Annotated in this window: 17 protein-coding genes; 5 read left to right on the top strand and 12 right to left on the bottom strand. The window is 41.6% G+C overall.

Annotated features, from left to right (window positions below; all coding sequences use genetic code 11):
- Positions 1–72: 72 nt before the first annotated feature.
- A complete protein-coding gene (gene gloA / locus GBI16_RS06985; RefSeq protein WP_086209572.1) occupies positions 73–474 on the bottom strand; it encodes a lactoylglutathione lyase in 402 nt (133 codons plus the stop codon).
- A gap of 123 nt (positions 475–597) precedes the next feature.
- The gene (locus tag GBI16_RS06990) at positions 598–2739 is read right to left on the bottom strand and encodes an AmpG family muropeptide MFS transporter (protein WP_086209573.1); all 2142 of its coding nucleotides are present in this window, start codon (positions 2737–2739) and stop codon (positions 598–600) included.
- A gap of 181 nt (positions 2740–2920) precedes the next feature.
- Between GBI16_RS06990 and GBI16_RS06995 the strand changes: the two genes are divergently transcribed.
- Complete coding sequence (locus GBI16_RS06995; protein ID WP_086209574.1) at positions 2921–5554, top strand: Lon protease family protein; 2634 nt, start codon at positions 2921–2923, stop codon at positions 5552–5554.
- 54 nt (positions 5555–5608) lie between these two features.
- Here GBI16_RS06995 and grxD read toward each other — a convergent pair whose 3' ends face one another.
- Complete coding sequence (gene grxD, locus GBI16_RS07000) at positions 5609–5950, bottom strand: Grx4 family monothiol glutaredoxin (RefSeq protein ID WP_086209575.1); 342 nt, start codon at positions 5948–5950, stop codon at positions 5609–5611.
- A 162-nt stretch (positions 5951–6112) separates the two neighbouring features.
- Between grxD and GBI16_RS07005 the strand changes: the two genes are divergently transcribed.
- Positions 6113–7324 carry an aspartate aminotransferase family protein gene (locus tag GBI16_RS07005; RefSeq protein WP_086209576.1) on the top strand — a complete coding sequence of 404 codons (1212 nt, stop codon included), beginning with the start codon at positions 6113–6115 and terminating at the stop codon, positions 7322–7324.
- Positions 7325–7402: 78 nt separating this feature from the next.
- Here the strand turns inward: GBI16_RS07005 and sohB are convergent, their stop codons facing one another.
- The 5 genes from sohB to GBI16_RS07030 all read right to left on the bottom strand — a co-directional run bounded on the left by sohB (position 7403) and on the right by GBI16_RS07030 (position 13480).
- Positions 7403–8386, bottom strand: coding sequence for a protease SohB (sohB, locus tag GBI16_RS07010; protein ID WP_308463948.1), 984 nt, complete (start codon positions 8384–8386; stop codon positions 7403–7405).
- A gap of 269 nt (positions 8387–8655) precedes the next feature.
- Positions 8656–9570 carry a phosphate ABC transporter ATP-binding protein PstB gene (gene pstB / locus GBI16_RS07015; protein WP_086209578.1) on the bottom strand — a complete coding sequence of 305 codons (915 nt, stop codon included), beginning with the start codon at positions 9568–9570 and terminating at the stop codon, positions 8656–8658.
- Positions 9571–9583: 13 nt separating this feature from the next.
- Positions 9584–10972, bottom strand: a complete 1389-nt coding sequence (gene pstA / locus GBI16_RS07020) for a phosphate ABC transporter permease PstA (RefSeq protein ID WP_086209579.1) — start codon at positions 10970–10972, stop codon at positions 9584–9586.
- Positions 10972–12351, bottom strand: coding sequence for a phosphate ABC transporter permease subunit PstC (pstC, locus tag GBI16_RS07025; protein ID WP_086209580.1), 1380 nt, complete (start codon positions 12349–12351; stop codon positions 10972–10974). The genes pstA and pstC overlap by 1 nt, the downstream gene beginning before the upstream one ends.
- Positions 12352–12454: 103 nt before the next feature.
- Positions 12455–13480: a substrate-binding domain-containing protein gene (locus tag GBI16_RS07030; protein ID WP_086209581.1), complete on the bottom strand. Its 1026-nt coding sequence runs from the start codon at positions 13478–13480 to the stop codon at positions 12455–12457.
- Between the two features lie 621 nt (positions 13481–14101).
- On the opposite strand from GBI16_RS07030, the gene GBI16_RS07035 reads away from it, so the two are divergent.
- Positions 14102–15157 carry a Rieske 2Fe-2S domain-containing protein gene (locus GBI16_RS07035; protein ID WP_151706800.1) on the top strand — a complete coding sequence of 352 codons (1056 nt, stop codon included), beginning with the start codon at positions 14102–14104 and terminating at the stop codon, positions 15155–15157.
- 120 nt (positions 15158–15277) lie between these two features.
- Here GBI16_RS07035 and GBI16_RS07040 read toward each other — a convergent pair whose 3' ends face one another.
- The 3 genes from GBI16_RS07040 to GBI16_RS07050 form a co-directional block, all read right to left on the bottom strand.
- Positions 15278–15766, bottom strand: a complete 489-nt coding sequence (locus tag GBI16_RS07040; RefSeq protein ID WP_151706801.1) for a hypothetical protein — start codon at positions 15764–15766, stop codon at positions 15278–15280.
- A 137-nt stretch (positions 15767–15903) separates the two neighbouring features.
- On the bottom strand, positions 15904–17436 hold the full coding sequence (locus GBI16_RS07045; RefSeq protein WP_151706802.1) for an aspartate aminotransferase family protein: 1533 nt from the start codon (positions 17434–17436) through the stop codon (positions 15904–15906).
- Between the two features lie 2 nt (positions 17437–17438).
- Positions 17439–18812 (bottom strand): diaminobutyrate--2-oxoglutarate transaminase, encoded by a 1374-nt coding sequence (locus GBI16_RS07050; RefSeq protein WP_086209584.1) that lies wholly within the window; start codon positions 18810–18812, stop codon positions 17439–17441.
- Between the two features lie 473 nt (positions 18813–19285).
- Between GBI16_RS07050 and GBI16_RS07055 the strand changes: the two genes are divergently transcribed.
- Positions 19286–19990 carry an SIMPL domain-containing protein gene (locus tag GBI16_RS07055; RefSeq protein WP_086209585.1) on the top strand — a complete coding sequence of 235 codons (705 nt, stop codon included), beginning with the start codon at positions 19286–19288 and terminating at the stop codon, positions 19988–19990.
- Positions 19991–20198: 208 nt separating this feature from the next.
- Positions 20199–20795: a phosphatase PAP2 family protein gene (locus tag GBI16_RS07060; RefSeq protein WP_151706803.1), complete on the top strand. Its 597-nt coding sequence runs from the start codon at positions 20199–20201 to the stop codon at positions 20793–20795.
- Positions 20796–20852: 57 nt separating this feature from the next.
- Here GBI16_RS07060 and proB read toward each other — a convergent pair whose 3' ends face one another.
- A complete protein-coding gene (proB, locus tag GBI16_RS07065; RefSeq protein WP_005399671.1) occupies positions 20853–21986 on the bottom strand; it encodes a glutamate 5-kinase in 1134 nt (377 codons plus the stop codon).

A 21986-nucleotide genomic window follows, 5' to 3' on the forward strand; every position in this document is an offset into this window, starting at 1 on the left:
ATTTACAGGATATGTTCAATATTTTTTTAATTAATACTGAAAATTTTTCTCTGTTCATTGCCGAGCCACCGCTTAATTATTACGCGCATTGTTATCTTGCTGAATGAGTTCAATTTTATAACCATCTGGATCTTCAACAAATGCAATCACCGTAACTCCACCTTTCATTGGACCTGCTTCACGCACGACATTGCCACCGCGTGCTTTGATTTCCTCACAAGCTTTATAAGCATCGTCTACTGCAATGGCAATATGACCATAAGCATTGCCCAATTCATAACTATCCGTATCCCAGTTATGTGTCAGCTCTAAAACTGTATGATTGTCTTCATCGCCATAACCCACAAATGCCAAAGTAAAACGACCTTCTTCATAATCTCGCTTACGAAGTAAAGTCATACCAAGCACTTCAGTATAGAACGCCAAAGATTGTTCTAAATTGCCTACACGTAGCATGGTATGTAACATGCGCATTGGAATTACCTCTTGATTTTGTTTCAGCCAACCAATATAGGCAATGCTGCTCTATATTTCAAATCTCAGCCATAAAAAAGTAGCCACAATGACTACTTTCTCATTTCGATATAAATAGATGCTTTAACTTTGTTCAGCAGCATGCTCACGTAGAAGTTTCGCCACCCAAACCACCAAAATTAAAATAGGTATGCCAATCAGTGTCGTCATCAAGAAAAAATTTGGATAGCCAATATTCGACACAATCGTCCCTGAGTATCCACCTAAAATTTTAGGTGTTAATGTCATCAAGGAACTAAAAATTGCATATTGAACAGCAGTAAAAGACACACTGGTTAAGCTTGACAAGAATGCAATAAATGCAGCACCTGCTAAACCTGATGCCAAGTTGTCGACAATAATCGCAAAATAGAGCCATTTTGAACTATATTCTTTAATCACCTTTCCTTTAACTTCTAACTGCCCATCAACCGCTTTGTTTAAGTTGATTGGTTGAAGATCAACATCTAAAGTCGAAGAGTTCCCAGAAGCAGTGTCCACGTTGTAGCTTAATGTAGCCTCTTGCAGTACGCGCTTATTTTGCATCAATGTGGCATTCAGCTTTTTAGAGTTTGAATCAAGAAGCTGTTTTGCAGGAATAGCTGCACTAAACACACCGTCTTTGTCTAACTTTGCATCAAAGCTTTGACCATCTAAGTTCAATTGAATACTCTGGTTTTCAGCCAGTGTCGCAAGGTATTGACCTCGCACCACAATGCTTCCTTCAGCCTCTCGTTGATTAATCACATTATCAGCCGTGATCGGAAGCAACAGCAATGCCGTAGATGCAGCTGTTTGGCTGATATATGGCAATGTGACCGAAATAGGCTGTGACGTATCATTTTGAAAACTTGCGGTTGCAGTTAGACTTTCATTTGCCTGAAGCTGCTTAACAGGAACCTTAATTTTCCATGCACCTGTCTCATCCGCTTGGGCTGTGAAACTTTGCTCACCGACATGAATCACCACATCATTTAAAGGCTGGCCTGATTTGACCAAACCAATAAAGATAAGATTGGTCGAACTGGCCAAGATTGCTCCGACAAACATCAATTTCATGATGTTCATGCGCTGCGCCAGTAGTCCTCCTAAAAAGCCACCAACCAAACTAAAAATCACCCCATACACTTTTACAGCTTCAGCAATCTGCTCTTTGGTGAAATTTAAATCTTGATAAAAGACATTCGAGATCACACCTGCAATGATGTCGGAAATACGATAAAAGCCAATCAACAATAGCAATACCAACGCCAATTTCACGCCATAACGCTTGAAAAAGTCAGCAACAGGATTGACCCATGTTTCATAAGCCATTTGTTTGTTCACAGCGCCCATTTTTACTAGGCTTGAACCCACAAAGAAAGCCACAGCACCAGAGCCAATAAAACGTGTAGCTTCAAAACAAAACAGTGCAAAACTATCTTTGATCGACCAAAGCTGAATCAACATTTCTGTAAGCTTGCCAGAGTAAATATAACTCAGTACAAAACTCACCACAGACACAAAGAAAACCGCCACCAAACGGTAATAATCGACCCGTTTATATTCTTTACGTACCCGATCCACTTGTGGCTCACGTATGCATAAAGTGGTTGCAATTCCGACCAACATGACCGCAGCCATCGCCAAATAGGTCCACTTCCACGCCTCATAAATATAGTTGCCTTTGGCTGTACCCAAATAAGCCGCCAAAAATAACGCACCCGCGCCCGCAACGATCATGCCAATGCGGTAGCCTGCATTATAAGTTGAAGCCAACACCGTTTGCATTTGCGTTTCTGCCAACTCAATACGATAGGCATCAATCACAATATCTTGTGTCGCGGCAGAAAAACCTAAAAGCACAGCACCCGCAGCCATTTGGTAAAGGTAGCTCTGACCAAGAGACGGATCTGAAAAGGCCATGATACAAATGGCGCAGATAATTAAGAGTTGCGCGATCAATAACCATGCACGGCGGCGACCCAATACTTTGGTCAGCACTGGTACAGGTAATTCATCTACCAAAGGGGCCCAAACAAATTTGAAGGAATAACCCAACGCTGCCCAACTAAAAAAAGTTACAGCACTTTTATCAATGCCTGCTTCACCTAACCATAATGATAAGCTAGAGAAAATTAACAGGATTGGGATACCTGCTGAGAAACCCAAAAACAGCATGATCAACGCACGGCGATCTAGAAAAGCAGTAAAAGCGGATTTCCATCCTGAAGATTGTGTTGTCATTACATTTTTGTTGTCTTAAAACCAATGTTGCTATTCAAACCCTTAATACAATTTGTTTCAACCTGATTTGTAAAATCAATGTTCTATTTTTGTCGACAAAGACTGCGACTTTGCTTGATCTTTTACCCTAAACCTGTATACCTTTAAGTTTCTAACGCAATCTTTAGTTTCGGATTTCAAAGTGACCCAAAAACACGATCAAATGAACTCTTCTTTATCTGCAAATATCCAATTAAATCCCCCAGAAACTCTAGAAAACAACCTTAGTTCAGCATTTGACCAACCCGAAATTCAAACGACTTTAGCAAAGACTCAACTTCAAGCAGAGCAACTGACGCATAGCCCTGCTCTGGATAAGATTCCAGCCTCAACGCGTCGTATTAAACCGCTCAATAATTTTTTAGGGCAAGACCGCGCACGTGCTTCAGTTGAAGCAGGCATTTCCTTACCTTATTCTGGCTATAACATCTTTGCCGTAGGTACAGCTGGCTTGGGCAAGCGCACCATGGTCAAGCGTTTACTACAGCAACACGCCAAGAATATGCCGACACCGAACGATTGGGTTTACGTCTATAATTTTAAAAGTCCACGTCAACCGATTGCTTTAGAGCTCCCTGCAGGTCAGGCGGTAAAATTTCAAACCATGTTGCATCAAACATGGCAAACCACACTAAAACAACTTGAACGTCGTTTTACTGCTGAAACCTACCACAACCGTATAGAAGCCATTCGCCAACAAACGGGTGATGTTCAGCAACAAGCTTTGATTGAACTAACCAAAGAAGGTGAAGAGCTCGATCTGAAACTGGTGTCTCGCAATGATGAGCACTGCTTTATTCCCGTCCAATATGTAGACGATAAAGTCTTAGAAATGACACAAGCTGACATTAACGCACTCAGCTCTAAAGAACGCTCTGAAATTAATGCCAATATCCGCCATATGGATAAAAAACTTGAACGTTTGGGTATGCATTTAGGTGACTTGGAAGATGATGCCCGCGATAAAGTTCAAGTATTAAACCGTGATATTGCCAAGCAAGTTTTATTGCCTAAAGTCGAACAGTTACTCACTAAGTTTACTGAAGTTGAAGGCTTAAAAGACTATTTAAAACATTATGCCGAAGATATTATTAACAATGTTGAAATAGTCTTAGAACAAGAGGAAGACGATTTTAGCCCAGGTCTATTCAGCCGTATTCCCTCACGTTACCAAGCCAATGTCATTGTGTCGCATAAGCCTAATGCTGGCGCACCGGTTATTTTTGAAGATTTCCCAACCCATTACAATTTACTTGGTCACGTAGAGCAACTGACTCAACATGGCACCATTACTACAGACTTTACCTTAATCCGCCCGGGCACATTACATAAAGCCAATGGTGGTTTCTTAATGCTCGAAGCAGAACAACTGCTTGAACAACCTTATGCATGGCAGGGTTTAAAGCGTGCGTTAAAGTCAGGTCAGTTAAAACTATCCTCCTTGGAACACATGTTAACGCTTACGGGGAGTATTTCGATTGAACCAGAGTCGATTCCACTGAACTTGAAAGTGGTGCTTCTTGCTGAACCTGAAATTTACTATGAAATACTCGAGGTCGAGCCAGAACTAGGCAGCGTTTTTAAGATTCGTGCCGATTTTACCGACACGCTACAGCGTAATGAAACCAATGAACAAGCCTATATGCAGCTCATTGCAGACTATGTACAGGCCGATAAACTGCTTCCTTTTGATCGATCCGCCCTTTCTGCGCTTTTGACCGACTCTAGTCGTCAAGCCGAAGATCAAAGCTCCTTATCTCTACATGCCCTCACATTGGGTGATTTGATCCGTGAAGCCCATCACCATGCATTTCAAGCAGGTGATAAAATCGTTTCGGATCAACACATTAATATGGCATTAGACCATCGCAAATATCGCTTAGGCTATTTACGTGAGCTCTATTGGCAGGATTTGTCACGTGGTACACAGCTCATCGAAACGCGCGGACACCGTCTCGGTCAAATTAATGCACTTTCGGTCATTCACTATGCGGATGTTGAGTTTGGCTTACCATCACGTTTAACAGCCTCCGTGTATCAAGGTGGCGGCGATATTCTAGATATCGAACGTAGTGTCGAGCTCGGTGGCTCTCTGCATGCCAAAGGCGTGTTACTTATGTCATCATTCTTAAAAGCACATTTCGGTCGTGAACAAACTCTGCATTTCTCTGCAGCACTTGCCTTTGAACAAAGTTATGGTCAAGTCGATGGTGACAGTGCTACGGTTGCAGAACTCTCTGCTTTAATCTCAGCGATTAGCCAACTGCCGATTGATCAATCTTGGGCGATTACCGGCTCAATGAACCAATTAGGTCAAGTTCAACCGATTGGTGGTGTTAATGCCAAAATTGAAGGCTTCTTCGATGCATGTAAACTTCAAGGTTTAACTGGTAAACAAGGTGTGATTATTCCGCGTCAAAATATGCAGCATCTCATGTTACGTAAAGATGTGATTGAAGCGGTTTCAAATGGCCAGTTCCACATTCATGCCATAGACACGATTGATCAAGCACTTGAGCTACTTATGGCTCGACCAGTCGGCACTTTAGACAAAAAAGGACGCTACACCAAGAAGTCTATTTATGCGGCGGTGATGGATCAGCTAGATTATTGGCAAGCCATTGAAGATGGTGCTGAGTTTGAAGAAGAGCCGAAGAAAAAGAAAAAAAAGAAGAAAGACAAAAAAAAGACAAAAGCTGAAAAGAAGGCCATTGCAACTGAAAACGCAGTGGAACCATCTCCTGAAAGCGAAAGTACTGTAACTACAGTGGATTAACCCCTTCCCTCAAACAAAAAAAGCGCCTCAACGGCGCTTTTTTACAACTGAAGATTAAGCTTCAGGTGCTGGACTATACTGTTCAACTAAAGGTTGTAATTCACCTTTTTGGAACATGTCTAAAATAATATCACTACCACCGATCAACTCACCGTTGATCCATAACTGCGGGAATGTAGGCCAGTTTGCAATTTGTGGTAACAAAGCACGAATATCTGGATTTTCAAGAATATTCACATAAGCAAATGGACGACCAATTTGACTAAGCGCTTCTACAGCACGTGCAGAGAAACCACATTGTGGAAACTGTGGGGTGCCTTTCATATAAAGAAGTACAGCGTGTTTTGCAATTTGGTCACGAATTAACGCTTCGGTATCGCGTGCTTGTTCAGTCATTGATCAATCCTCAACTAATCTAACCCGCATTATACCCAAAACGTAGAAAAACAGTATGCCTAAAGCAATATTTCGGTTTTTATTTGAATTTAGGCTTTAAAACTACAAGCATAATTGCTTAATATTGACTTTCACTTACCCTCTAACAGATAAGAGTTAGTCATGAATAACATTACCCTTGCTCCTGTACAAACTGATCAACCCACTCATTTGATGCCCGTATTTGGCCGTCAGCCGATCAGCTTTGTCCGAGGCCGAGGGTCTTATCTTTATACAGCGGATGGTACTGAATACTTCGATGCACTAACAGGCATTGCAGTTTGTGGTTTAGGTCACGCACATCCTGTTATTGCAGAAGCAATTGCAGAACAAGCTGCAACGCTCATTCATACCAGTAATTTGTTTGAAGTGCCTTGGCAAACAGCAGCCGCACAGAAACTTGCTGAAGTTGCTGGCATGGAGGAAGTATTCTTTTCAAACAGTGGTGCAGAATCCAATGAGGGTGCAATCAAAATTGCCCGTAAATTTGGCTACATGCAAGGCATTGCCAACCCCAAAATCATTGTCGCAGAACACTCTTTCCATGGTCGTACTATGGCGACCCTATCAGCAACAGGCAATAAAAAAGTCCAAGAAGGCTTTGGCCCATTGGTTGAAGGTTTTATTCGTGTCCCATTCGGCGACATTGAAGCCATTGAAGAAGCCGCAATTCATCATCCAGACATCGTCGCCATCTTTGTCGAGCCAATTCAGGGCGAAGGTGGAGTCAATACTGCTCCACAAGGCTTTAGCTATTTGGAAGAGATTCGTCAGATCTGTAATCAACACAACTGGCTGATGATGCTTGATGAAGTTCAAACAGGGAATGGCCGTACAGGTGAATACTTTGCCTACCAACACACCAACATCATTCCTGATGTACTGACCACAGCTAAAGGTTTAGGCAATGGTTTCCCGATTGGTGCAGTGATGACTCAAGGTCGTGGTGTAGGCGTACTAACTGCAGGTAACCACGGTTCAACATATAGTGGTTCAGCATTGGGTTCTCGTGTGGTGTATACCATCATCGACATTATGCAGAAAGAAAACATTGTACAAAATGCAGCTGAACAAGGCGCTTACATCGTAGAACAACTGCGTAAGCAACTTGCCGATCAAAATGTGATTGTCCGTGGCTTTGGTTTAATGATTGGTATTGAATTACCAAAAGCATGTGGTGACTTGGTCAACATCGCTCGTGATGAATATCACACCATTATTAACGTCACTGCGGGTTCTGTGGTGCGTTTACTACCGACGTTGAACATTAGCAAAGAACAGGCGGATCAATTGATTGAGCGTCTAGTGAAAATGATTAAAGCTTACTTGGCTTAAGACAAAAAAATCTGGTTCTAAAATTGCTTTAGGCACATTTTGGAACCAGACTTTTAAGATGAATTGGCTAACTAAAAATTAAAGTTTTGGATCACGTATTTGAACCAAATTTGCATTGGTTTTAGTTAAGGTTTCCATCACTTTATTCATGACAGCTGGTACTAAGGCATCTGCCATTTGCGCGGCCTGTAAACCTAATTTTTCACCCAAAGTTGGTTTCTTACGTGTTGAGATGATATACGTATCATGATCTGCCAATAAACTTAATAGATAAGCATCTGAAGTTTGTAACTGATCGACCAAATTCAAATCTAAGGCATCTTGACCATACCAATGTTCACCCGTCGCCACTTTTTCAACATTGAGTTGTGGACGGTATTTTTCGACAAAGTGCTTAAACAGCACATGCGTCTGTTGTAACTCTTCTTCAAACTTCGCCTTACCTTCTGCTGTATTTTCACCAAACATCGTCACTGTACGTTTATATTGGCCTGCTGTGTACAGTTCAAAATCAATATTGTGCTCTTTCAATAAACGATTAAAGTTAGGCACTTGCGCAACCACACCAATTGAACCAACAACCGCAAAAGGGGCAGCAATAATCTGATTGGCGATACATGCCATCATATAACCGCCACTCGCTGCAACTTTATCGACACAGATAGTGAGGTTGAAACCCGCATCACGTAACCGCACTAATTGAGCAGCAGCCAAACCATATCCATGCACCATACCGCCTGGGCTCTCTAAGCGCACCACAACACGATCACGCCCTGCTTTGGCTGTCGCTAGAATCAAGGTGATTTCTTCTCGTAATGTCTCTACCGCAGATGCAGCGGTATCCCCCTTAAAGTCCAAAATATAAATTTTCTGATTAGCTTTCTTACGGTGACGAGCCTCTTTTGCTAACTGTTGCGTCAATTGTAATAGTTCAAGCTTAGATGCTGTTGTTTGCGCAATTTTTTTACGTTGTTCATTAATACGCGCGTTTAAATGTGTAATTCGAATTTCAGCGGGAAGTTTCGGTAAATGAAATAACATAGAAATTATATTCTCTAAAATAATACATCGGTATATGACCTAGATTAGGTCAATGGCATTTTTTTTCAATAGCCATTTTTTGTTTTATTCTGTAATGCATTATCTTTCACATTTAATCATTTATAAGATGAGTCAATCTCGTAGACAGCACACCTGCTCACCTATTGTCTACTATGACTCTAATACACAATTCCCATTATCATAGCTTTTTAATCAGCAAACTAAATGCTCGTTCAAAAAAAACAGAGCACTTAGGCTCTGTTTTTTTTAAATATTTCAAATTATTCAAATTAACCAAAACGACCGGTAATATAAGCTTCGGTTAGCTGATGATCTGGCTGAGTAAAGACTTTCTCCGTTGAGTTTACTTCAATCAAGTCACCTAAATGGAAGTAAGCGGTACGGTCTGATACACGTGCCGCCTGCTGCATTGAGTGCGTCACAATAGCAATCGTATACTGCGTTGAAAGCTCAGAAATTAGCTCTTCTACTTTCGCTGTTGCAATCGGGTCAAGCGCTGAACATGGCTCATCCATCAAAATCACTTCAGGACTCACTGCAATCGTACGCGCAATACATAAACGTTGCTGCTGACCACCAGATAAGCCTGTGCCCGGTTGGTTTAGACGATCTTTAACTTCATCCCAAAGACCTGCTTTACGCAAGCTATTTTCTACAATTTCTTCTAAGTCATACTTATCACGTGCTAAACCGTGTAGTTTAGGACCATAAGCCACGTTGTCAAAAATGGACTTTGGGAATGGGTTTGGTTTTTGAAATACCATACCGACTTGAGCGCGAAGCAATACCACATCGAGGTTTGGGTCATAGATATCTTGATTATCCAACATCACTTTGCCCGTCACACGACAGCTATCAATCGTATCATTCATACGGTTCAACGTACGTAAGAAGGTCGATTTACCGCAGCCCGATGGCCCAATAAATGCAATCACTTCATTTTCGTAGATATTCAGATCAATCCCTTTAATCGCCTCAGCTTCACCATAGTAAACATGTACATCTGACGTGCTGAGTTTGATTTGGCCCTGTGCTTGATCTTTCTTAGCAGAAGCAGGTGTTTCGAACTGCGACACAAATGAAGTACCCTGCTGACCATTTGTCGTATTTGGGTTTGTAAATTGAGTGTGTTCTTGATTCACTGTCTGATCCTGATCTAAGGAGTTTTTAACAACGGTATTCATATTTTGCCCTCACTTACCAGCGGACTTCAAATTTCTTACGTAACCAAATTGCAATACTGTTGAGTCCAATCATCATTGCAAGGAGGACAATAATTGCTGCGGCAGTACGACCTTCAAAGAAGTTTCGTAATTCATTCCCCTGCCATAAGAAGATCTGTACAGGTAACGCACTCGATTGGTCAAACGGTGTTGCAGGTACACTTGCAACGAATGCGCTCATCCCAATTAACAATAATGGTGCAGTTTCACCCAAAGCTTGAGCTACGCCAATGATTGCCCCCGTTAAAATACCCGGCAATGCAAGTGGTAACACATGATGGAATACAGTTTGTACACGTGAAGCACCTAGCCCTAAAGCCGCTTGGCGAATTGAAGGTGGTACAGCTTTCAACGATGCCCGTGTCGTAATAATCACCGTTGGTAAAGTCATTAGGCTCAGTACCAAACCACCGACCAAGGGTGCAGAAAGCGGTAAATGCATCCAGCCAATAAAGATCGCAGCACCCAGTAAACCAAAGACAATTGATGGTACAGCCGCAAGGTTGTTAATGTTGACTTCAATGACATCAGTAATCCAGTTCTTTGGCGCAAATTCTTCAAGATAAATCGCAGATGCCACACCAATTGGAATCGAAATAATGATCACGATCAGCATCATGAACAGCGATCCCATGAATGCCCCTGCTAAACCTGAAGTTGCAGGAGAACTACGTGAATCTGGACTAACAAAAATGTTGGTATTAAAGGTATTTTCCATCACACCTGAAGCTTTCATTTGGTCTGCAATTTGACGTACTTCTGGGCTCAGCTGTTGTTGCTCATCTGGTAAAGCACGGTCAATGTTCCCTGCGAGCCACACATCCACATTGGCATCGGCAAGGATTTTAATATCCTCTTTTTTACCAATGAGTGTTGGATCCTTCATCACCATATCTCGTAAGCGATATGCTTCCGAACTGGTATAGATAGATGCTAAATCATCACGCTTGCTTGCAAGTGCTGGATCTTTTGCAATCATCGCATTCACAATGAGTGCATCCCAATCCACCATCCCCACTTCAGTCTGCCAAGCAATAAAACGCTCTTCAAACTGCGCTGGAGATTCACCTGCACGCTGCACTGGTTTTGCCCCAGTGGTAATAATAGCCGGATCAAAGTACACAGGTAGGTTCATACTACTTTGCCAAAAAGCAGGTAGACCTTTAGACAAAATACTACCAAAAAGAAGTGCAACAAAAAGTAGGCCTGCAATAACTGCAGAGAAGCCTAAAATGCGAAATGTCTTTTCTTTACGGTGACGTTTAGCCAAAGAATTACTGATCGTTTGCTTACGCTTTTCTCGTAATTCTGCCGCAAGTTGTGGATCAAAAACTTGATCTGCTGTGCTATTAGAAGTCGTCATTAGTCGTATTGCTCACGATATTTACGCACGATGTACAGTGCTACAATGTTCAAACCAAGGGTAATCACGAATAAAGTCAGACCCAATGCAAAAGCCACCAATGCTTGCGGACTTGCAAAGTCTGTATCGCCTGTTAATTGGTTTACGATGGTAATCGTTACCGTTGAAATCGCTTCAAGTGGGTTCGCATGCAATAAAGGACTGTTTCCTGCCGCTAGCACCACAATCATGGTCTCACCAATTGCACGTGATGCTGCAAGCAAGAACGCACCAATAATACCGGGAAGCGCTGCAGGTAAAACGACCTGACGGATCGTCTCAGACTTTGTCGCACCCAACCCCAATGAACCATCTCGCAGTGCACGCGGAACCTGAGTGATAATGTCATCTGAAAGTGATGAAACAAAAGGAATGATCATGATTCCCATCACGAAGCCTGCAGTAAGTGCACTGGTCGCATTGATCTGCAATCCAACCGATTCACCGACCATTTTAAAGAATGGACCAATAATCATCAGTGCAAAAACACCATAAACAATGGTTGGAATCCCTGCGAGAACTTCAATGGTTGGTTTTGCCCAAGCACGGAAACTTGGCGATGCATATTCGGCCAAGTAGATAGCAATCATCAGCCCTACAGGAACTGCAACCAGAAGAGCAACACCACTCACCATGAGCGTGCCCCAAAGTAATGGCAACAAACCGTAGCTTCCTTCTGCATTACCAGATGTACTAAAACCTGGGTTCCATTCTGTACCGAAGAAGAAGTCAAGTGGACTCACAAAGTGGAAGAATCGCATTGCTTCACTAAACATCGACATGACAATACCGATGGTCGTTAGGATCGCAACACCCGAACACAGTGCAAGTGCAATATTGATGGTCTTTTCAACTTGGTTACGTGCACGGAATTGGGTTCCAATACGTTTTTTTGCAACCACTAGACCTGCTAATGCAGCACAAATCACAACGGCGATTTTTGCAAATGTACCAATACTTTGAAACTTAGCCAGTTGCTCAGCAGCAGCAAGTTCATACGCTGCTGGTGTATCGGTTACACCGAAACCTGATGCAATCGCTTCTACACGATTGATCAACACATCTGTACTTGCTGCATCTAAGGTTGCAGCAACTTGTGCTGGCACATGGTTTAACACCACATGATTCAAAATGTTTGGTTCAACAATATTCCAAACAATCAAAATTAAAAAAGCAGGGATACCACACCACAAAGCCACCAACGCACCGTAATAACCCGGACGCGAGTGTAATTTTGCAGAATTATTTCCCTTACCTGCTAAGTTACGGCTCTTGCTTAAGCCAATTTGGTAGGCTATGGCAATCAGTGCCAATAACACACCTATTAGTAGCAGATTCATGTATTCTCCACGGTTCTTTCAATTTTCATTATTTGAAAAAACTTGATCCTAGTAAAAAAAGCCAAAGGTAGGACTTGCCTACCGTTGACTGTTTCTATGCTAATTACTTAACGGCTTTGCCTGCTTTAAAGTTCGCAAGCACTGCTGCACGTTCTTTGTCTGACATTGGAATCAAACCAGCACGCTCAAGCTTTGAACCTTTTCCTGAAACTTTTTTGCTGATGAAGTATTCAGTATATTCTTTCAAGCCTTTGATTGATTTTAAGTGCTCACCTTTCACGTAGAAGAAGAGTGGGCGAGAAACTGGGTATGAACCGTTCAAGATTGTTTTTTCAGATGGCGCAACATTATTTACTGTCGCTACACGTAACTTGTCGCGGTTTTGGTCATAGAAACCAAGACCAAACACACCTACAGCATTTGGAGATGTTTTTAAACGTGCAAGCGTTTCAGTGTAGTCGCCCGCAATTTCGATCACTTTTCCATCTTTACGGAAAGTTGAACACGCTTTCTTTTGTGCATCTTTATCCATTGCTTTGATTGCTGCGTAAGTTTCGCAACCTGCATCAACCATTTTTTCTTGGAATACTTCACGTGTACCGTGGTTTGAAGCAGGAATCACTAAAGTGATGGCTTCATTTGGAAGGCTTTTGTCAATTTGATTCCAACGTGTATATGGGTTTGCTACCATTTTACCGTTAGATGGCAATTGAGCCGCTAAAGCTGCATATACGTGCTGTGGACGTAATTTATAAGCTGCTTTGTTTGCATTCGATGCAAACACAATACCGTCGTAACCAACTTTGATTTCTAGAATTTGGTTTACGCCTGCTTTCTTACAAGCAGCCAACTCTGTATCTTTAATTTTACGAGATGCGTTTGCAATATCAATTGTATTATCACCCACACCGTTACAGAATTGCTTTAAACCACCTGAAGTACCACCTGAACCTACCACTGGTGCTTTAAATTGTGGGAAAGTATTACCAAACTCTTCAGCAACAATACTTGCATATGGTAAAACTGTTGAAGAACCAGCAATTTGTATTGTGTCACGAGCTGCATTTGCCGTGGTTGCTACAGCTGCCCCAGAAACAACTACTGCAAGTGCGATATGGTTTAAGCGCATATTTGTTATCTCACATATTAAACATTTTGGAGTACGCCACTTTTTTATTCAGTCTTGTACTTTTTTGGATAACTGCATTTTGATTTCAGAATATGACAAGCAAGTTACAGCATTGTGACACTTTCATGATGTTTAGTTTTATTTGTCCATGATTCGTTACACTTTGTTCACCTTTTACTTGCTTTAAACGGCTTGGGAAATACGGATTATTAATGATATTCTGCGTCGAAACATTGCCACAACTATCCATAAAAATATTTAAAATCAATAATTAATAAAAATACAGTACATTTTTAATTTTCTATATTTTAGACTTTACTCCTATTGCTAGAATGATAAACCTACAGCAATTCACCCTCATAGAGCACAGAAATTAACCGCAGATAAATGACAAAAATTTTAGCCATATTGAAAAAATAGACCATCATTTATGTTCTTTTCTCCCTCACATATCTTATTTATGACGGACAAAATGACAGCCCTACCATTAACAGTCACATCGTATTTTATTTCTTCACCGCAGGTCTTTCTATTTTTTAGAAAAACTTGTCCGAATAATTGAAATTTCAGAGAACAGTTCTTTGTCCTATATTTTGTAAAAGACAGCGCAAAGAAATGAATATGAATAGCAAAACAATCCGTACTTTTGACCCAGATCTTCCTATTCACCTGACATTTGAGGAACAGGACTGGCACATTTTGGCTGAATACTGGTATCCCATTGCTTTAGTGAGTGACTTAACAGAACAACCAACTTCAACTCTGCTTTTAGACATGCCATTGGTCATGTATAAAATGGGAGATGAAATCATTGTGGCAAAGGATGCCTGCCCCCATCGTGGCGTCCCTTTGAGTTTGGGCAAGAATGACGACGGACAAGGTGTCGTCTGCCGCTATCATGGCTTACGCTTTGGACATGAGGGCAAATGCAATCGCATCCCTGCCCATCCTGAACACAAGATATCGGAGCGTTTTAACCTCAAAACCTATGCGCATGTAGAGCGTTATGGCTTACTGTGGTGCTCTCTCAAAGCAGAAATAGGCAGCATACCCCATATTCCTGACATGCCTCATTGGGATGAAACGGAGTTTCAACAACTGGTATGTCCACCTGTAGACATCCAATGCTTCGCAGGTCGTCAACTGGAAGGCTTCATTGATGTAGCGCATTTTGCATGGGTACATCCCGATACGTTTGGTGATCCAGACGATGCTGAAGTGCCTGATTATAAAACCACTGAAACAGCGAATGGTTTTAGTGCCGACTATATAAGCAGTGTGGGACGCTATCCAATTGGAGAAGTGCAACGTGGTGAAGCAGGCTTCCAGTGGCTCAGACATTTTGAGGTTCATCTCCCTTTTACAGCGACTTTAACCATTCATTTTCCACACGGGGCACGGCAAGTGATCATGAACGCGGCTTCACCCATGTCCGCACGCCAAACACGCCTTTTCGCACCTATTTGCCGTGATTATGACAAAGACCTCCCTGTGGAGGATGCTTATGCTTTTAACTTAAAAATCTTTGAAGAGGATCGTCTAATTGTTGAAAACCAAAAACCTGAATACTTGCCATTAGACCTGAGTATTGAAGCCCATTTTCCTGCGGATCGCAGTTCCAGCATGTATCGAAAATTACTCAGAAAAAAAGGATTTAGCCCATTATTTGCAGCTTAAAAGTGATCAATACATGCCTCAATCTTAGACTGAGTTAACTTAGCTGACTTGCTGTATACATGCTATTAGGTAGCATTGGGGGATAGGACATTCCTCCAATGCTGCCTACATAGGATGTTGCTACTTTTGATCGTTAGAAACGCAAGCACGACTTTTACAATCTAATTCCTCTTCCCAAAAGCGCATAACTTCAGAAATAGCTTCATGTAGAAATCGACACCCCACATATTCGCCATTTATTTCAATTTCTTGTTCAAACTGGATAAAAACAAAATTCGACTCTGTAAACATGCCATCAAATCCATCAACAAATAGGCCCTCATTTTGCTCTGCTTTTATTTGCTCTGTAGAATGAATACTTTTTGGAATATTTGTATCGCTTTTAGATTCTCTCAGTATTCCATGCTTAGTTGCATTACAAACATTGCGGATCAATGCTACTTCTGAACAAATACTATAAATTTCTTCTTTCAACAATTTTTCTGTAATAGACCATTCCGTATTTTTATTTAGATAAATTGCCCAATAATCTCGCATATGATCTAAAACAATAGCAGCAATTCTACCTTTTCGCAGATCATGCTTATATTCAAAGAAATCTTGCACCATTGGTTACACAATATTTAGCCAATAGTCGAATATATATTCATTTTTATTCATATCTTTTCTTAAAATAGTATTTTCAAAGAAATTATGCCGTAAAAAAGGGAGCTCATGAGAGCTCCCTTTTTTACACAAACAATCGTTTAAGCAATTGCAGGTATATAGGTTCCATCTGCGATTGGACCTTTGATACGATCCGCTTCTGCAAGCACAAGGCCAAGCAGGTTCTTCACGTTATCTAAAGTCGCAACTGGGCTTAAAGTCGTCATTTTCAATGATTGATTTTGACCTACTTTAGTAACGCCAATATTCGCTTCACCACGTGCAAACAATTCATCTGCAACGTTTTGGTTTAAGGTATCAAGCAATTCTACTGGGTAGTCTGCTGGAACCACACGGAACAATACAGATGCAAATTGTGGATCAACCAACATCTCTAAACCCGCAGTTGCATTGATATAATCAGCAACGTCACGGGTCAGTGTTACACCGTGGTCAATCATAGAACCATAAAGCTCTTCACCTAGTGCTTCAACAGTCATCCAAAGTTTCAACGCATCAAAACGACGGGTTGTTTGAAGTGACTTAGACACCAAGTTTGGCACGCCATGCTCTTCGTCATAAGCAGAGTTTAAATACTCAGCTTCGTAGTGCATGAAACGATAGTTCGCTTCATCTTTTAACAAGAACGCACCACAAGAGATGGTTTGGAAGTAATGCTTATGGAAATCCAGCGTAATGGAGTCAGAAAGCTCGATCCCATCCAACATATCACGGTGATTGTTCGATAAGATTAAAGCACCACCCCATGCTGCGTCGATATGCATCCACGCACCATATTTGTTGGTGATTTCACGAATTTTCTTGAGTGGATCAATCGCACCTGCATCGGTTGTACCCGCAGTTGCAACCACACATGCCACGATTTTACCTTCAGCTTGAAGGTGCGCCATGGTTTTTTCAAGTGCATCCACATCCATCTGCGCGTTTTCGTTCACAGGAACGGTCACAACAGATTGGAAACCCATGCCCATCATCGCCATGTTCTTTTGCACAGAAAAGTGTGCATTTTCAGAACAAATAACTTTGACGTTACGCATCGCATCGCCTGGCACACCATCACGCTGTACAGACCACGGATTACCGTTTTCGTCTTTCCAGTTTTTCGCGATACATGCATCACGTGCAAGCAGTACACCCATCAAGTTTGACTGTGTGCCACCAGAAGTGAATACGCCTGCTTGACCTTCGCCATAACCTACTTTTTGACGAAGCCAATCAATCAACTGTACTTCCATCAAAGAACCAGCAGGGCTTTGATCCCATGAGTCCATTGATTGGTTGGTTGCATTAATCAGCACTTCAGCAATTTGACTGGTGACCATGGTCGGACAGTGCAAATGTGCAAGCGAGTGTGGGTGATGGACTTTTAAGCTTTTATTTAAGAAAAGCTCAACCATACGTTCAAGTGACTTTTGTACACCCAAACCCTCTTTAGAAGGATTAAATGCAATCGCACTGCGAAGCTCTTTGATGCTACCGCCTGTGTACATCTTGTCGTTTTGCAACCATGCTGCAACTGCTTTAGTCGCTTGATCCATCGCTGACGAGTAGTCAGCAATAGATGCAGCATCATTGCAGAGTAACGCCTTACGGTGTTCTGCAAAATCAACCATGATTACGCGCCTCGAGTTGCAACAAGTGCTTCAGCAATTGCTTTCTTAAAGCGAACAATTACTTCTTCACATTCAGCTTGAGTGATAATAAGTGGGCAAAGTAAACGAATCACTGTACCGTTACGACCGCCTTTTTCTAACAATAACTTGTTGTTAAAGCATGCCGCTTGAATTGCTGCTGCCAATTGACCATCTGCAGGTAAAGACCCCATATGATCCGCTGGTTTACGCTCATCAACAATTTCAACACCAATCATCAAACCACGGCCACGCACGTTACCGATACATGGGAACTCTTGAGCCAGCTTTTTAAATTCAGCTTGTAAGAAATCACCACGTTCTTGTGCATTCTGCGCAAGGTTTTGTTCTTTGATGGTTTTGATGGTTGCAAGACCAGTACCCATCGCCAATTGGTTACCACGGAAAGTACCCGTGTGACCTGCTGGTTGCCATGCGTCGAACTTACGCTTAATGCCCAGTACAGCAAGCGGTAAGCTACCACCTACAGCTTTAGACATGACAACAACGTCAGGTTCAATACCTGCGTGTTCAAATGCGAACATCTTGCCTGAACGTGCAAAGCCTGCTTGAACTTCGTCAAGAATCAACACGATATTGTGTTTTTCAGTCACTTCGCGGATTTTTTTCAACCATTTAGTTGGCGCTGTTACCACACCACCTTCACCTTGAATTGCTTCAAGAATCACAGCAGCTGGCTTAGTTACACCACTTTCAACGTCTTCGATGAAATTTTCAAAGAAATACGTTAAAGCATCCACACCCGCTTCACCACCTAAACCAAGTGGGCAACGGTATTCATGCGGATACGGCATAAATTGAACGCCTGGCATCAAACCATTTACAGCATTTTTAGCAGACAAATTACCTGTCATAGCAAGCGAACCATGTGTCATACCATGGTAGCCACCAGAGAAACTAATCACTGTACTACGACCCGTATAAGTCTTTGCTAATTTAATTGCTGCTTCCGTGCCATCTGCACCAGATGGACCACAGAACTGTAAACAATACTCTTCTTTACCACCAGGTAATTGCTCAAGTAATGCTTCAGTAAACGCATCTTTTAAAGGTGTCGTTAAATCCAAAGTATGTAATGGTAGACCGCTTGCAAGCGTATCTTGGATACTTTGAATTACCGCAGGATGATTATGGCCCAAAGCCAATGTTCCTGCCCCAGCTAAACAATCGAGGTACTCTGTACCTTCAACATCAGTAACCCAGCAACCTAATGCTTTGGCTATCGCTAACGGTAATTTACGTGGATAGCTACGAACATTGGATTCCATCTGACTTTGGCGAGTCAAATAGTATTCGTTAGTAGAATTAGTGGCAGGGTTTACAGAAGAAACGCTCATATCGAATTACCATCTCTGATATGGGTTGAAAGAAATAAGTCGGGTGACTTTTGGTCCTTTGACTCGGCGCTTTATAAAATCTAGTTAGATAGTGTTCAGATACTTCATAACTAGGAGGCGGATGATACAGAAATTTTCAATAAAATAAACAGCTTTTGGATATTATCTGTCATAAATTTACTAAAAAAATAGATCGTCCTAAACCATAGCTTAAATTATCATCTTACAGTGTGACAACGTAAAGAAAACCCGATGATTTTATTTATTTTTCAACTTTGCCAAAAAATATAATAAAGTTCAGCTTAGATGAAAATTAAGCGATTGAAAAAATTAAATATATCTAGACTTTATTGAAAAATAATGTGTACTCATTTTTACAATCGAACCACAATATTTTCGCAAATTCACCACAAATTGGCTTTAAGCTTTTTATAAATGTTGCAAAACTCCTCGTAAATAAAAAAGGAATAAAAATGCGTCAATTCTTCATCCCAGCCATCGCACTTAGCACTTTATTTAGCTCCGCAGTTTTTGCACAGTCAGATAACCAATTAAACTACAATATTGTCAACGTTCAGGCCGAAGCAACACGCCAAGTTTCCAATGATCTCATGAATGCAACGTTGTACATTGAACGCAGCAATAAGCAACCTGCTGAACTGGCTACTCAAATTACACAGTTGATGAATCAAGCCACTGCTTTAGCACGCAAATACCCAAGTGTAAAAGTCGAAACGGGCTCTCAAAGCACTTACCCAATTTATAATGATGACAACCAAAAGCTAAAAGAATGGCGTGGTCGTGCAGAAATTAATTTAGAAAGCACAGACTTTAAGGCAGCAAGTCAGTTGATTGGTGAGTTACAACAGAACTTCCAAACCCAATCTATTGGTTTTAGTGTATCTGATGCACAACGTAAAAAAGTCGAAAATGAGCTGATTATTGAAGCATCGAAAAACTTTCAACAACGTGCGCAATCTTTAGCACAAGCATGGAACAAATCAGGCTATAACTTGGTGAACTTGAACATTAACACCAGTAACTATTACCCTCGCCCAGTGATGATGCGTGCTGAAAGTGCAAAATTTGCAATGGCTGATGCAGCACCAATGCAAGATGTGGCAGGTGGCGAGTCTAAAATCACCGTAAATACAAATGGTACTGTTCAATTTAAATAAAGAAATAGCGCTCATGCAATTTGAAAAGCGACATTAAACCTAGCTTTTAAATTCAGTGCGCAACGTGATTTTACTTTTAAAGCTGACAGCCAATTCACTCAAATCCATGCAGCAGATAAAAAAGACTACATTTTTGTGGTCTTTTTTATTTTAACAATATGACAAAATTGTGACACATTTTCGCACTTTATAAATATCACCCTACTTCATGACCCTCTCTGAACTTAATTTATCGCTTTTTTCATGGATTAATGCATCTCCCGAAGCTAGCAATACCAATATTCATTTTGCTATTTTCATTGCCAATGACCTGCTCTATTGCATGATTTTACTGTTTGCTTGGTTTTGGCTACGTGGTAACTATGACACTAAAAAGCAGATATTGAAGGCATTTATCTTTACCAGTATCGCCATTTTGATCAGCCAATGTATTTCGCATGTGTATTATCACCCGCGGCCTTTTGTCATGGATGTTGGACGCACTCTCATTTACCATGCACCTAATGGTTCATTCCCGAGTGACCATATGCTGATTTTTAGCAGTATTGCCTTTTCTTATCTGTTCTCGGCACAGCGCAAACTGGGAGTTTTTCTCTTGATCGTGGCTTGGCTGGTTGCATGGTCACGTGTCTATCTCGGTGTGCACTTCCCTTTAGATATGCTCGGCGCTTTTCTATTGGCTTTTGCCTTAAACTTCTTTGGTTTAAAGCTTTGGCATCTCTATAAAGAGAAAATCATGCAATGGGCACTCACCCTTCACTTTTACTTATTTAAGCCACTGATTCAAAAAGGCTATATCAAATAACTTTCTCTTTAAAACAAAAAATCCCGCTCGAGAGCAGGATTTTTTCATGCGTTTAAATCAGTAGATTGCCATGTGGTTACGATGAATCATCTCAAGTGACCGTGCTTCACCTAGAACTTGATGAACTTTATCTGACGCCAAGCCCTTGACCAACTCCGCAGAACGCGAACTAAAGTTGACACGTCCGACCGCAACACGACCGCCTTGAATATCAACACATTCAACCACGTCACCGCGCTCAAAATGCCCTTCCACAGCTTTCACGCCAACCGGAAGTAAACTACGATGATTGTCTTTAATGGCCTTAACCGCACCATCATCCAACACCAAACGACCTGCTGTTTGTAAGTGAGCCGCTAACCATTGTTGATGAGCAGTAATGCGGTCATTGTCAGTAATAAACAATGTCCCAAGCATTTCACCATCCATCAAACGTGCAAGCACATTATCACTTTCACCACTGGCAATCAGCGTTGGACAGCCAGACTTCGCAGCCAAGCGTGCAGCACGGACTTTGGTCAACATGCCACCACGACCAAACTTACCACCACCGCCAGCCATATCAAACAAGCTTTCATCTAAAGCACGCACGGTATGGAACAGTTTCGCATCTGGATTTGAACGTGGGTCTGAGTCAAACATACCTTGCTGATCAGTCAAAATAATTAACAAATCTGCATGCACTTGACCAGCAACCATCGCGGCCAGCGTGTCATTGTCACCAAAGCGAATTTCATCGGTCGAAACCGTGTCATTTTCATTGATCACAGGGATCACATGCCATTCAATCAAGTTCTGTAAAGCATCACATGAGTTTAAGTAACGACGACGGTCTGCCAAGTCATCATGGGTCAACAACACTTGTGCAGTCTGAATGTGATGTTTTTCAAGCACACTCGACCATGTATGAATCAGGCCCATCTGACCAATGGCAGCACACGCCTGAAGACTGGGTAGATCGGTGGGTCGGCTGTCTAGCTTCATACGAACCATACCTTCAGCCACAGCTCCTGATGACACCAGAATAATCTCATGTCCTGCATTGTGTAGATCTGCAATTTGTTTCGCCCAATGCGAAATTGCATCTATATCTAAACCTTGCCCATTTGCTGTGAGTAAAGATGATCCGATTTTAACAACGATTCGTTTACAAGCTTCGAGCTTACGTTGCCCATCTACCACTTCTATCAT

Source organism: Acinetobacter sp. TUM15064 (genome assembly GCF_008980265.1).
Classification (GTDB): domain Bacteria; phylum Pseudomonadota; class Gammaproteobacteria; order Pseudomonadales; family Moraxellaceae; genus Acinetobacter.

Bases quoted from the DNA above. Each gene is read 5' to 3' on its own strand.
- gloA (WP_086209572.1), bottom strand. From the start codon at position 474: ATGCGCATGTTACATACCATGCTACGTGTAGGCAATTTAGAACAATCT.
- GBI16_RS06990 (WP_086209573.1), bottom strand. From the start codon at position 2,739: ATGACAACACAATCTTCAGGATGGAAATCCGCTTTTACTGCTTTTCTA.
- grxD (WP_086209575.1), bottom strand. From the start codon at position 5,950: ATGACTGAACAAGCACGCGATACCGAAGCGTTAATTCGTGACCAAATT.
- GBI16_RS07005 (WP_086209576.1), top strand. From the start codon at position 6,113: ATGAATAACATTACCCTTGCTCCTGTACAAACTGATCAACCCACTCAT.
- pstB (WP_086209578.1), bottom strand. From the start codon at position 9,570: ATGAATACCGTTGTTAAAAACTCCTTAGATCAGGATCAGACAGTGAAT.
- pstA (WP_086209579.1), bottom strand. From the start codon at position 10,972: ATGACGACTTCTAATAGCACAGCAGATCAAGTTTTTGATCCACAACTT.
- pstC (WP_086209580.1), bottom strand. From the start codon at position 12,351: ATGAATCTGCTACTAATAGGTGTGTTATTGGCACTGATTGCCATAGCC.
- GBI16_RS07030 (WP_086209581.1), bottom strand. From the start codon at position 13,480: ATGCGCTTAAACCATATCGCACTTGCAGTAGTTGTTTCTGGGGCAGCT.
- GBI16_RS07035 (WP_151706800.1), top strand. From the start codon at position 14,102: ATGAATAGCAAAACAATCCGTACTTTTGACCCAGATCTTCCTATTCAC.
- GBI16_RS07040 (WP_151706801.1), bottom strand. From the start codon at position 15,766: ATGGTGCAAGATTTCTTTGAATATAAGCATGATCTGCGAAAAGGTAGA.
- GBI16_RS07045 (WP_151706802.1), bottom strand. From the start codon at position 17,436: ATGGTTGATTTTGCAGAACACCGTAAGGCGTTACTCTGCAATGATGCT.
- GBI16_RS07050 (WP_086209584.1), bottom strand. From the start codon at position 18,812: ATGAGCGTTTCTTCTGTAAACCCTGCCACTAATTCTACTAACGAATAC.
- GBI16_RS07055 (WP_086209585.1), top strand. From the start codon at position 19,286: ATGCGTCAATTCTTCATCCCAGCCATCGCACTTAGCACTTTATTTAGC.
- GBI16_RS07060 (WP_151706803.1), top strand. From the start codon at position 20,199: ATGACCCTCTCTGAACTTAATTTATCGCTTTTTTCATGGATTAATGCA.
- proB (WP_005399671.1), bottom strand. From the start codon at position 21,986: ATGATAGAAGTGGTAGATGGGCAACGTAAGCTCGAAGCTTGTAAACGA.